Below are 12,671 nucleotides of genomic sequence, written 5' to 3'. Positions count from 1 at the left end.
CGAATTATTCAGTGGTCAGTTATCGGATAGTTTCGCACACTAGCGGTTATCGCACGACGGCGATCGCAACGCCGTTCGGCTCGACAAGACAAAACTGGAGACGACGCATGACGATGACCGCGAGCCCCGCGCTCGATAGCGCAATTGCCAAAGCGCGCACGAGGCTGCTGCCTTTTCTGATCCTGATGTACGTGCTGGCGTTCATCGACCGCGCCAACGTCGGCTTCGCGAAGAACGTGCTGCAGGCCGACACCGGCCTGAGCGATGCCGCGTTCGCCTTCGGCGCCGGCATTTTCTTCGTCGGCTACGCGCTGTTCGAAGTGCCGAGCAATCTGCTGATGTACCGCTTTGGCGCGCGCGTCTGGATGAGCCGCATCATGGTCACGTGGGGCATCGTGTCCGCGTGCACCGCATTCGTCGACAGCGCAACGAGCTTCTATGTGCTGCGCACGCTGCTGGGCATCGCTGAAGCGGGTTTCTTCCCCGGCATCATCCTGTTCCTGTCGAACTGGTTTCCCGCCAAAACGCGCTCGCAGACGATGGGTATGTTCTATTTCGGCTTTCCGCTCGCGCTGCTGCTCGGCAGTCCGATCTCGGGTCTGCTGCTCGATGCGGGCAACCCGTTCGGTATGCATCCGTGGCAATGGCTGTTCGTCGTCGAAGGTCTGGCGGCGTCGGTGGTGGGTGTCGTCGCTTACTTCTATCTGACCGACCGGCCCGTGCAGGCGCGGTGGCTTGATGCCGAACAGCGTGACGCACTCGATCACGCGTTGCGCCAGGAAGACCGCCAGAAGCTCGCGCATGGTCCGGCTTCGGTGCTCGCAGCGCTGCGCGATTCGCGCGTGCTGTTCTGCGGGCTGATCTACTTCGCGGTTCAGATGAGCGTGTACGGCGTCGTGTTCTATCTGCCGACGCGCATCGCCGGGCTCACGAGCGGCCACGTCGGCGTCGAGGTGGGACTGCTGAGCGCGATCCCGTGGATCGCGGCGATCGTCGGTACGTTCTGCGTGACGCGCTACGCCGACCGCCACGGTCATCACCGGATCTGGGCCGCGGCGATGCTCGCGCTCGCGGCGTTCGGGATTGCGGCTTCGGCGATGACCTCGTCGGTCGCGCTGGCGATTGCCGCGTTCTGCTTGGCGGCTATCGGGTTCGTGTGCGTGCAGCCGCTGTTCTGGACGTTGCCGACCGGTTACCTGGGCGGCGCCGCCGCCGCCGGCGGCATCGCGTTGATCAATTCGATCGGCAATCTCGGCGGTTTCGTCGCGCCGAATCTGAAAGGGCTGGCCGAGCGCGTCACGGGCTCGTCGCAGGCAGGCATGTTCTCGCTCGCGGTAGTGGGACTGATCGGCGCATTACTGCTGCTGAGCTTCCGCTTCACTCGTGCCGCCCATTCCGTCTCTCATCGCAAGGGCCCGCTCGGCGAACGCACGGGCCACTGACTCACCGACTCTCTGAAGGAAATCGTCGAACATGAAAATCAAGCATATCCGTACGCGCGTTTTCGAGTGGAAAGGCAAGGTCGTGCCGCCGCAATCGCATTTCTGCACGAACGCGGTCGATATTCTCTACGAGCGCGGCGATGCGATGGGTTCATTCCGCTTTCACGGCTGGCTCGTCGTCGAAGTCGAATGCGACGACGGCACCGTGGGTATCGGCAATTGCGCGCTCGCGCCGCGCATCGCGAAACAGATCATCGACGAATACCTCGCGCCGATCGCGATCGGCGAAGACCCGTTCGACAACGAATACATCTGGCAGAAGATGTATCGCCGCACGCTCGCATGGGGCCGCAAGGGCATCGGCATGGCGGCGATCTCCGCGCTCGATATCGCGCTGTGGGACATCATGGGCAAGGCCGTGAACAAGCCGGTGTTCAAGCTGCTGGGCGGGCGCACCAAAGAAAAGATCGGGTGCTATGCATCGAAGCTCTATAACAACGACGATCGCGATGCCTTCCTCGGCGAAGCGCAAGGCTATCTCGACAGCGGCTTCACCGCGATGAAGATGCGCTTCGGCTACGGTCCGAAAGACGGCCCGAAAGGCATGGCGAAAAACATCGAACAGGTGCGCCTGTTGCGCGAGCTGGTCGGCGACGAAGTCGACATCATGCTCGAATGCTATATGGGCTGGACGCTCGAATACGCGCGCAGAATGCTGCCGCGCCTCACCGAATTCAATCCGCGCTGGATCGAGGAACCGGTGATCGGCGACGACATCGAAGGCTATCAGGAACTCAAGAAGATGAATCTGATGCCGGTGTCGGGCGGCGAGCACGAGTTCACGAGCTATGGCTTCAAGGATCTGCTCGAACGCCGCGCGATCGACGTGATCCAGTACGACACGAACCGCGTGGGCGGCATCACGGCGGCGCGCAAGATCAATGCGATGGCCGAAGCGTGGTCGGTGCCGGTGATTCCGCACGCGGGACAAATGCATAACTATCACCTGACGATGGCGAGTACCGCGAGCCCGATGTCGGAGTTCTTCCCGGTGTTCGACGTCGAAGTGGGCAACGAATTGTTCTACTACATCTTCGAGGGCGAGCCGCAGCCGGAAAATGGCTATCTGCAACTGTCGGACGACGTGCCAGGCCTTGGCATCACGCTGAGCGACAAGTACCTCGCCGATTTCAACATCGTCGAATGAGCGGACAGACCCGAGGAAAGCACATGAAGCCACGCATCGCAGTACTTCTTGGCGACCCCGCCGGCATCGGCCCCGAGCTGATCGCACGTCTGTTCGCGCAGCAGGCGAACCGGGCGCGCGCGGAGCTGTTGATCATCGGCGACCGGCGCGAGCTGGAGACCGGCATGAAGATCGCGCAGCAGCGTTTCGATTACGACGTGGTCGAGGATGCGCAGGCCGCGTTTGAAGGCGACGGCGTGCCGTCGCTGCTCGATTTCCGGCTGCCCGGCGAGCAGCCGTTCGAACGCGCGGTGGCGACCGAGCGCGGCGGCCGCTACAGTCTCGCCGCCTTCAAACAGGCGCTCGCGCTAACGCAAAGCAACTTCACGCAAGGCATGCTGTTCGCGCCGGTCAACAAGACCTCGCTGCATCTGGCCGGCATGGAAACCGGCGACGAGATGGAATGGTTCGCGAAGCAGCTCGGCTACACAGGCGGCTTCTGCGAGTTCAACGTGCTCGACGAGCTGTGGACGTCGCGCGTGACCTCGCATATCGCGTTGAAGGACGTCAGCGCGAAGTTGTCGGAGGAGCGCATCGTGGGTGCGGTGCAGCTGATTCACGACGGCCTGAAGCGCGCGGGCCATCCGTATCCGCGTATCGCGGTGTGTGGTTTCAATCCGCACAACGGCGACAACGGCGCGTTCGGTCGCGAGGAGATCGACGTGATCGCGCCGGCCGTTGAAGCCGCACGCAAGCTCGGCTACGACGCGCAGGGACCGTTTCCGGCCGACACGATCTTCGTGCGCGCGCGGGACCAGAAGGCGTTCGACGGCGTCGTCACGATGTATCACGACCAAGGCCAGATTGCGATGAAGCTGATGGGTTTCTGGCGCGGCGTGACCGTGCATGGAGGCTTGCCGATTCCGATCGCGACGCCCGCGCACGGCACCGCTTTCGACATTCACGGTCAGGGCAAGGCCGACGTCGGCGCGACGCAGAAGGCGTTCGACATCGTCACGCGCATGGCGACGCAGCGCGTGAGCTAACGCATTACCGCTTCTTGCGCGGTCCCGTCGATGCGCGCACGACGAGCTCGGGCGGCGGCCCGAGCACCATCGACGGCTGCCGCTGCGGCGTCTGGATCAAACGGATCAGACTCTCGATCGATAACTGCGCGACAGCCGCGGTTTGAATGGCTACCGTCGTCAGCGCGGGATGCACCTGATGCGCGAGTTGAATGTCGGTGATGCCGATCACCGACACATCGTCGGGCACCGAACGGCCGAGCGTGATCAACGCCTGGATCGCGCCGATCGCGAGCAGGTCGTTGGTCGCGAAGATCGCGCTCAGTTGCGGGCGGTTCGCCATCAGCTCCATGCAGGCGGCGAAGCCGGCGTCAATCGAATCGCGAATCTGCAGCACCGCGGCCGCGTCGGCTTCGATGCCGGCCGCGCGCATCGCCGCGCGAAAACCGTTCGAGCGCGCGTCCTGCAAACCGCCGCAGCCGTCTCCGATCAGCAAGCCGATCTCGCGATGGCCGAGTCCGAGCAGATGCCGCGCGGCCAGCTCGCCCGCGCGCGCGAAGTCGACCGCGATGCACGGTAGCGCGGGCGGCGACTCCGGGTGCTCCCACATGGCGAGCAGAATCGGCGCGCTATGCGTGGCCGACGCGCACAGGTCGTTGATCGTGATGTCGGTGTTCATCACGAGCACGCCGTCGGCGAGCGTGCCGGCAATCTGGTTCAGATACGCGCGGCCGATTTCCGCATCGTCGTCGGTATTGCAAACCATCAGGAAATGGCCGGTCTTGCGTGCCGTGCGCTCGGCGGCCAGCACGAACTCCGGGTAAAACGGGTTCGAGATATTCGACAGCATCAGCGCGAGCGTCGACGAACGCCCTTCGGCGAGCGCGCGCGCATTCAGGTTCGGCCGATAGCCGAGCTCGGCGATGGCCTGCAGCACACGCTCTGCCGTTTCCGGGCGGACTTTCTCGCGATTGCGAAGCACGTTGGAGACGGTGGCGGCGGTAACCTGCGCGCGTTTCGCGACTTCGGACAACGTGACCATGTCGGTTATCCCATATTGAGGGAGGATGCTTCAAATGTTGCAAATGGCCTGCGACGTTGCTAACTTTCTGGAAAACCTAACGGAGACACCGCCATGACTTTTTCCGTCGAACCCGAATTTAAGCGATTAAATAGCTGCGGCGCAAGGCCCGGACGTTTTATTTCGGCGAAAATTTAAGCGGTTAAATCAAGGTGGCGCAGCATGGCGACGATTCGTTTGAGTGATGTGCAAAAAGCCTACGGCGATCATCCGCCGGTGGTCCGACGCGTAAATCTGGAAATCGAACAGCACGAGTTTTGCGTGTTTCTTGGCCCCTCGGGCTGCGGCAAGTCGACGTTACTACGGATGATCGCCGGTCTCGAAGACCTGAGTGAAGGCGAACTGCATATCGGCGGGCGACTGGTCAACGATGTCCCGGCCGCCGAGCGCGGCGTCGCGATGGTGTTCCAGAGCTACGCGCTGTTTCCGCACATGACCGTGTTCGACAACATGGCATTCGGATTGAAGCTCGCGAAGCAGCCGAAGGACGTGATCGAACGCAAGGTGCGCGAAGCCGCGCGGATTCTGCAACTGGACGGTCTGCTCGAGCGTCATCCGAAAGCGCTGTCGGGCGGGCAGCGGCAGCGCGTCGCGATCGGCCGCGCGATCGTGCGCGAGCCGGGCGTGTTTCTGTTCGACGAGCCGCTATCGAATCTCGATGCCGCGCTGCGCGGCCAGACGCGCGTCGAAATCGCGCGTCTGCATCAGCGCTTCGCGAACGCGAGCGTCGTCTATGTGACGCACGACCAGGTCGAAGCGATGACGCTCGCCGATCGCATCGTGCTGCTGCATGCGGGCGCGGATGCGGAGCGCTTCGGCAGCATCGCGCAGAGCGGTGCGCCGCTCGAGCTGTATCACCATCCGACGTCGCGCTTCGTCGCGGGCTTTATCGGCTCGCCGCGGATGAACTTCATCGAGGCGACTGTCGAATCGATCGAGCCGGCACGCGTAACGGTGGCGCTTGCGGCGGGCGCGGACAAGCTGGTCGCGCACGTCGATGGGCAACGGTTGCAACGCGGCCAGCGCGTCACGCTCGGCGTGCGCCCCGAGCATCTGCGGCTCGACGGCGAAGAGCAGTTCATTCAGTGTTCAACCGTGCTGTCGGAGAGGCTGGGCGAGCACAGCTATATTCATGCGGACCATGCGGGCGGCACCTTGATCGCGAAGGCGCCCGGCGATACGCCGCTCGGCGCGGGCGCGCGCATCCGCGTGCATGTTCCGCCGGCTGCTTGCCATCTGTTCGACGAACAGGGACTCGCGCTGCGGCGTAGCACGTTCGAACCGGAACGCGTGGCCGCCTGATCGATCGTCGACGGCGGACCTGCGTCGATGGTTCGCCTCACTGAATTCCGCCATAGAGCGGGTTACATCGCCGGCCACGCTGCGTTGCCGGTCAACAAGGTAGACAAGGAGACATAGATGATCGCTCTTCGCCTTCGCCGTTTTGCACAGGTGTCGATCGCCGCGGCCGTGGTGGCCGGCGCGCTCGGCAGCGCCGCAGTCGACGCGGCCACGCTGAACGTCAACGTATCGGCGCGTGGTAATCAGCGCTCGACCTGGCAGGACGCATTCGACCAGTTCAAGAAAGCCAATCCCGACATCGACCTGAAAATCACCTACGTGACGGAGGAAGCGTACAAGGTGCAGATGGGCGGCTGGCTCGCCACCGATCCGCCTGACGTCGTGTCGTGGCACGACGGCGAACGGATGGCCTATTACGCGCAACGCGGTCTGCTCGAGGATCTGAGCTCGGACTGGGCGAAGAACGGCTGGTCGCAGCAGTATGCGTCGGTCAAGGAAGCGTCGACGTACAAGGGCAAGCAGTATGCGGCGCCGCTTGGCTATGACGCGTACGGCTTCTTCTATCGCAAGGATCTGTTCGAGAAGGCCGGCATCAAGAGCGAGCCTAAAACGTGGGACGAACTGCTCGAAGCGAACAAGAAGCTGAAGGCGATCGGCGTCGCGCCGATCGCGGTGGCCGCGCGCGATAGCTGGACGCTGGCCGCCTGGTTCGACTATCTCGATCTGCGCATCAACGGCAACGAATTCCACCAGAAGCTGATGGCCGGCGAAATTCCATACACCGATCCGCGCGTGAAGAAGGTCTACACGACGTGGAAGACCCTGCTCGACAATCACGACTTCATCGAGAACGCGCTGTCGTACGACGTCGATTCGATCGGCCCGATCCTCAACAACGGCAAAGCCGCGATGATGCTGATGGGCACCTTCTTTTCGGCGAGCTTCCCGCCGTCGATTAAAGATCAGATCGGCTTTTTCCGCTTCCCGGTGATCGACGCAAATGTGCCGATGGCCGAGGATGGTCCCGTCAACGTACTGCTGGTTCCGGCAAAGGCAAAGAACAAGGCCGACGCGCGCAAGCTGCTAGCGTTCATGGAGACGCCGAAGATCAACGCCGAACTTGCGAAGGGCTGGGGAACCTTGCCGTCGAACAGCCAGGCGGCGCCGCCTGAAGATGCGATTTCGAAGGTCGGCTTCCAGACGCTCGCGAACACGAAGGGCGGCATCGCGCAGTTCTACGATCGCGATATGCAAAAGGAAATGGCCGACGAAGGCATGAAGGGCATGCAGCAGTTCTATAGCGATCCGTCGCAACTCGACAGCGTGCTCGCTCGTCTCGAAGCGACGCGCAAGCGCATCTACCAGAAGTAAGTCCCGCCGCGCCGGCCGCGTGATCGCGGCCGGTTTCAGGGCCCAGATTCCGCCTTCGATTTCCGACGAGGCCGTTCCATGTCTCATACCGCAGTGCGCCGCCTGCCCGCGGCGCGGCACCGTCGCGTCTCGACGACGCGCCGTCATCAGCATCGCGCCGCGTTTTTCTTTCTGCTGCCGGGCTGCGCGTTATTCGCGCTGTGCGTGATCTATCCGATCATCAGCAGCATTTCGCTGAGCTTCTACCACTGGGACGGCATGACGCCGAAGACCTTCGCGGGTCTCGCCAATTACGTCGAGCTGTTCCAGTCCGATACCTTCTACACGGCGCTGAAGAACAATCTGATCTGGCTCGCGCTGTTTCTGCTCGCGCCGCCTTTGGGTCTGCTGTTCGCGCTTTATCTGAACCAGCATGTGCGCGGCATGCGTGTCGTGAAGTCGCTGTTTTTCGCGCCCTTCGTGTTGTCGGGTGTCGTGGTGGGTCTCGTCTTCAGCTGGTTCTACGACCCGACGTTCGGGCTGCTGCGCTTGATCGTCGGCCGTGGCATTCCGGTGCTCGGTGATCCCCACACGGTCACGTTCGGCATCATCTTCGCCGCGCTGTGGCCGCAGGCGCCGTTCTGCATGATCCTGTATCTGACCGGGCTCACCGGTATCAATCCCGAAGTGGTCGAGGCCGCGCGCATGGAAGGCGCGCAAGGGCTACGACTGCTGTGGCACGTGATCCTGCCGCAATTGCGGCCTGCCACCTTCATGGCGGTGGTGCTGACCGTGATCGGCGCGCTGCGCAGCTTCGATCTGATCGCGGTGATGAGTGGCGGCGGTCCGTTCGACAGTTCCACCGTGCTCGCCTATTTCATGTACGACCAGGCGATCAAGTATTACCGCGAAGGCTATTCCGCCGCGATTGCGGTCGTGCTGTTCGCGATCATGCTCGTCTATATCGTGTTCCATCTGCGCCGCATGCTGCGCGAGGAACGCTGATTCCCTGAACGTCAGGAGTACAAGGTCATGTATCCGCTTCCCGTCGAACGCTGGAAACCGCTGAATCGCACCCTTTACAAGGCCTCGCTGCCGCTCGCGCTGTTTATCTGGCTGCTGCCGATGCTCGCCGTGCTGTTGACGTCGATCCGCTCGACCGACGAGTTGTCGCAAGGCGATTACTGGACGTGGCCGAAACACTTCGCGCTACTGGAGAACTACGGCACCGCGCTCACGCAAACGCCGATGCTGCATTACTTCGCCAATAGCGTGCTGATCACGGTGCCGTCTGTAGTCGGCGCGATCGTGCTGGCGTCGATGGCGGGCTTCGCGTTGGCGACGTACCGCTTTCCGGGCAACACGGCCGTGCTGTTCGCGTTCGTCGCCGGCAATTTCGTGCCGATCCAGATCCTGATGATTCCGGTCCGCGACATGGCGCTGAAGTTCGGCCTGTTCAACACCGTATGGGCGCTGGTGATCTTTCATGTGTCGTTTCAAACCGGCTTTTGCACCTTGTTTCTACGCAACTTCATCAAGCAACTTCCGTTCGAGATGATCGAGGCCGCGCGTGTGGAAGGCGCGGGCGAGTGGACGATCTATCTGCGTATCGTGCTGCCGCTGATCCGCCCCGCACTCGCCGCGCTCGCGATCCTCGTATTCACGTTCGTGTGGAACGACTACTTTTGGGCGCTGTGCCTCACGCAAGGCGACGAGGCCGCGCCGATCACGGTGGGCGTCGCGGCGCTGAAAGGGCAATGGACGACCGCGTGGAACCTCGTCGCGGCGGGCTCGGTGCTGGCTGCATTGCCTTCGGTGCTGATGTTCTTCGGAATGCAAAGGCACTTCGTCGCCGGACTGACCTTCGGGGCGAGCAAGGGATAAACGGCGCTTGAAACACGATTGAAACACGATTGAAACGACGGTTCGACGTCAACTCACCACGAGACTCTCACATGCAATTTGGTGTCTGCTACTACCCGGAACAATGGCCGCGCGCGATGTGGGCCGACGACGCGCAACGTATGGTCGAACTCGGCATCACGCATGTGCGGATCGCCGAATTCGCGTGGAGCCGCATGGAGCCGCGCGCCGGCGAATACGACTGGCAATGGCTCGACGAAGCCGTCGAAACGCTCGCGAAAGCGGGCCTGAAACTCGTGCTCGGCACGCCGACCGCTGCGCCGCCGAAGTGGCTCGTCGATGCGCATCCGGACGTGTTGCCGGTGCGCTCGGACGGCACGCGCTGGAATTTCGGCTCGCGGCGTCACTACGATATGTCGAGCGCCACGTACCGGCGTGAATGCGTGCGCATCGTCACCGCGATGGCCAGGCGCTATGGACGGCATCCGTCGATCGTCGCATGGCAGACCGATAACGAACTCGGCTGCCACGACACGGTGCCGAGCTATTCGGCCGCGGCGTTGCAGCGCTTTCACGCGTGGCTGGCGCGGCGCTACGAAACGATCGGCGCGTTGAACGACGCGTGGGGCAACGTGTTCTGGAGCATGGAGTACCCGTCGTTCGACGCGATCGGCCTGCCGACGCTGACGCCCACCGACGCCAATCCGATCCATCTGCTCGACTTTCGCCGCTTCATGTCCGACGAGGTGGCGAGCTTCCATCGCGAGCAGATCGACGTGTTGCGCGAGCACGCGCCGAATGCAGACATGTTGCACAACTTCATGGGCTTTTTCACGACCTTCGATCACTATCGCTTCGCCGCCGACAACGCGATCGACGTCGCCGCATGGGACAGCTATCCGATCGCGCGCACCGAATCGATCGGGTTGCCGCTGGAGCAGAAGGCGCGCTTCGCGCGCACCGGGCATCCCGATGTATCGGCGTTCGATCACGACCGCTACCGGGGCATTGGCGGTGGCCGCTTCTGGGTGATGGAGCAGCAGGCCGGTCCGGTGAACTGGGCGTCGTGGAATCCGGTGCCCGCGCCGGGCATGGTGCGGCTGTGGGCATACGAGGCGTTCGCGCATGGCGCGGAGCTGGTGTCGTATTTCCGTTGGCGCCAGTGCCCGTATGCGCAGGAGCAGATGCACTCCGGGCTCAATCTGCCCAACAACGAACTGTCGCCCGGTGGCCTCGAGGTGCAACGGGCCGCGCGTGAAATCGCGGGCAGTGCCGTTCTCTCGACGCTCGCCGCGCCCGCGCCCGCGGCGACCGCGCTGGTATTCGACTACGACACGCAGTGGATGTTCGACATCCAGCGCCATGGCAAGAGCTTCGACTATCAGACGCTCGCGTTCGACTACTACGAGTCGCTGCGCGAACTCGGACTGGATGTCGATATCGTGTCGAGCCGCGCCGATCTGTCGGGCTACCAGCTAGTCGTCGTGCCGAGTCTTGCGGTGATCGACGCCGCGCTCGTCGAGCGGATCGCGCGTTCGAACGCGAAATGGGTGTTCGGTCCGCGCAGCGGCTCGAAGACCGACGCGTTCGCAATTCCCGGCAATCTGCCGCCCGGCGCGTTGCAGCGCGTGCTGCCGATGCAGGTGCTCGAAGTCGAGACGCTGCGGCCGACGCTGGCGCCCGCGCTGTCGATCGACGGCACGGAGGGTCACGCGCTGAACTGGCGCGAGCATGTGCGCGCCAATGGCGAGACCCGCATTGCCGCGCGCTTCGACGATGCGTGGCCTGCGTTGCTGACGCACGGCAACGTGCGCTACGTGGCCGGCTGGCTGTCGCATGAACTGCATCGCACGGTGTTGCGGCAGGCGGCGCACGAGGCGGGCCTCGATACGCAACTGCTCGCCGACGGGCTGCGGCTTCGCCGCCGCGGCGGCCTGACCTTCGCATTCAATTTCGGCGCGCAACCGGTGCAGGCGCCTGCGCCGCGCCATGCGACGTTCGTGCTCGGCGAGCCCCGGCTGAATACCGGCGACGTATGCGTGTGGAAGGACGCGTGACGCGGCGTGGTTTTCACGTCGGGAACTCAACCAGGGAGGAAGTGGCAGAAACAGCCTGAAAACTCGCAGTTCAAGACTCGTAGGTTGCAACGGACGCATCAAACCAGGACCAGGCGGCGCGCACAGAGCCGCCATTCAATCGATGGAGGATGACGGATGAACCGAAGAGAAATGCTGGGATGGCTGGCGGGCGCCGCAGCGGCGGCGGGTGTCGGTGCGACGCTCGGCGCGCCCGCTGTTGCAGGGGAACAAGCGGAGGTACCCGCAAACGCCCCCGCGCAGGACGCCGCCGCGCGCGCGAACCGTTTCGCGATGGGCGCGGATGTCTCGACGTTGCTCGAACTCGAAGCGAATGGCGCGAAGTACTACGAGCATGGCGAGGCGCACGACTGCCTGCAGATTCTGAAAAGTCACGGCGTCGATTCGATCCGTATCAAGGTGTGGAATGACCCCGGCAATCCCGACTTCTTTCCGGCCAATCAGAGTCCCGCGGCCGGCTGGAACAACGCCGGGCACGTACCCACCCTCGCGCGCCGCGCCGCCGCGCTCGGCCTGCGCATTCTGATCGACTTCCATTACAGCGACTGGTGGGCCGATCCGGGCAAGCAGTACCCGCCGCACGCCTGGGCCGGCAAGGACATCACCGAGACCTGCGCGTTGTTGTCGGCGTACACGTCGAATGTGTTGCAGATGCTTGAGCGCGACGGCGTGCATCCCGAGTGGGTGCAGATCGGCAACGAGATTACCGGCGGCATGCTGTGGCCGCTTGGCAAGTACGATCAGCTCGATAACCTCGCGGCACTGCTGAAGGCCGGGCACGATGCGGTCAAATCCGTCGATGGACGCATCAAGGTGATGCTGCATATCGACAGCGGCGGCAACAACGCGACGAGCCGCTGGTGGTTCGACAGCATGACGCAGCGCGGCGTCACATTCGACGTGATCGGCTTGTCGTACTACCCGCAGTGGCAGGGCTCGTTCAGCGACCTGCAGGGCAACGTGAACGACCTCGCGACGCGCTACGACAAGGACGTGATCGTGGTCGAGACCGCGTATCCGTGGACCACCAGCGACGGCGATTCGGAGCCGGACTCGATGACCAATGTCGGCACCTCGCCGTACCCGCAGACGCCCGCCGGGCAGGCGCAGTTTCTCGGCGCGGTGACCGACATCGTGAAGGCGATCCCCGACGGCCACGGCAAGGGCGTGTTCTGGTGGGAGCCCGAATGGATTCCGACGCCGAACGTCGGCTGGAAAGTCGGCGCCGGCGATCAGTGGGACAACAACACGCTGTTCGATTTCCACGGCAATGCGTTGTCGTCGCTGGATGCGTTCCGGCGGCCCTAGCGTTGGTCACACGCCGGC

Annotated in this window: 10 protein-coding genes; 9 read left to right on the top strand and 1 reads right to left on the bottom strand. The window is 63.3% G+C overall.

Annotation, left to right across the window (positions count from 1 at the left end; genetic code table 11):
* Positions 1-107: 107 nt before the first annotated feature.
* Genes BJG93_RS26160 through BJG93_RS26150 form a run of 3 tightly spaced genes read left to right on the top strand, consistent with a single transcriptional unit; the run spans position 108 to position 3,674 of the window.
* Positions 108-1,442 carry an MFS transporter gene (locus BJG93_RS26160; RefSeq protein WP_034477907.1) on the top strand — a complete coding sequence of 445 codons (1,335 nt, stop codon included), beginning with the start codon at positions 108-110 and terminating at the stop codon, positions 1,440-1,442.
* 31 nt (positions 1,443-1,473) lie between these two features.
* Positions 1,474-2,649 (top strand): L-rhamnonate dehydratase, encoded by a 1,176-nt coding sequence (locus BJG93_RS26155; RefSeq protein WP_027194985.1) that lies wholly within the window; start codon positions 1,474-1,476, stop codon positions 2,647-2,649.
* Between the two features lie 23 nt (positions 2,650-2,672).
* The gene (locus BJG93_RS26150; RefSeq protein WP_027194984.1) at positions 2,673-3,674 is read left to right on the top strand and encodes a 4-hydroxythreonine-4-phosphate dehydrogenase PdxA; all 1,002 of its coding nucleotides are present in this window, start codon (positions 2,673-2,675) and stop codon (positions 3,672-3,674) included.
* A gap of 4 nt (positions 3,675-3,678) precedes the next feature.
* Here BJG93_RS26150 and BJG93_RS26145 read toward each other — a convergent pair whose 3' ends face one another.
* Positions 3,679-4,695, bottom strand: a complete 1,017-nt coding sequence (locus BJG93_RS26145; RefSeq protein ID WP_027194983.1) for a LacI family DNA-binding transcriptional regulator — start codon at positions 4,693-4,695, stop codon at positions 3,679-3,681.
* Positions 4,696-4,896: 201 nt separating this feature from the next.
* Here BJG93_RS26145 and BJG93_RS26140 point away from each other — a divergent pair, with 201 nt between their 5' ends.
* The 6 genes from BJG93_RS26140 (at position 4,897) to BJG93_RS26115 (ending at position 12,653) form a co-directional block, all read left to right on the top strand.
* The gene (locus tag BJG93_RS26140) at positions 4,897-6,036 is read left to right on the top strand and encodes an ABC transporter ATP-binding protein (protein WP_027194982.1); all 1,140 of its coding nucleotides are present in this window, start codon (positions 4,897-4,899) and stop codon (positions 6,034-6,036) included.
* A 117-nt stretch (positions 6,037-6,153) separates the two neighbouring features.
* On the top strand, positions 6,154-7,407 hold the full coding sequence (locus tag BJG93_RS26135; protein WP_027194981.1) for an ABC transporter substrate-binding protein: 1,254 nt from the start codon (positions 6,154-6,156) through the stop codon (positions 7,405-7,407).
* Between the two features lie 78 nt (positions 7,408-7,485).
* Complete coding sequence (locus BJG93_RS26130) at positions 7,486-8,391, top strand: carbohydrate ABC transporter permease (RefSeq protein ID WP_027194980.1); 906 nt, start codon at positions 7,486-7,488, stop codon at positions 8,389-8,391.
* Between the two features lie 27 nt (positions 8,392-8,418).
* Positions 8,419-9,270 carry a carbohydrate ABC transporter permease gene (locus BJG93_RS26125; RefSeq protein WP_027194979.1) on the top strand — a complete coding sequence of 284 codons (852 nt, stop codon included), beginning with the start codon at positions 8,419-8,421 and terminating at the stop codon, positions 9,268-9,270.
* A gap of 71 nt (positions 9,271-9,341) precedes the next feature.
* Entirely contained in the window at positions 9,342-11,306 is a 1,965-nt protein-coding gene (locus BJG93_RS26120) for a beta-galactosidase (protein ID WP_027194978.1), read from the top strand.
* Between the two features lie 156 nt (positions 11,307-11,462).
* A complete protein-coding gene (locus BJG93_RS26115; RefSeq protein ID WP_027194977.1) occupies positions 11,463-12,653 on the top strand; it encodes a glycoside hydrolase family 53 protein in 1,191 nt (396 codons plus the stop codon).
* Positions 12,654-12,671: the final 18 nt, after the last annotated feature.

This window comes from Paraburkholderia sprentiae WSM5005 (assembly GCF_001865575.2).
GTDB lineage: Bacteria > Pseudomonadota > Gammaproteobacteria > Burkholderiales > Burkholderiaceae > Paraburkholderia > Paraburkholderia sprentiae.
This window is presented reverse-complemented; position numbering and strand designations above follow the sequence as displayed.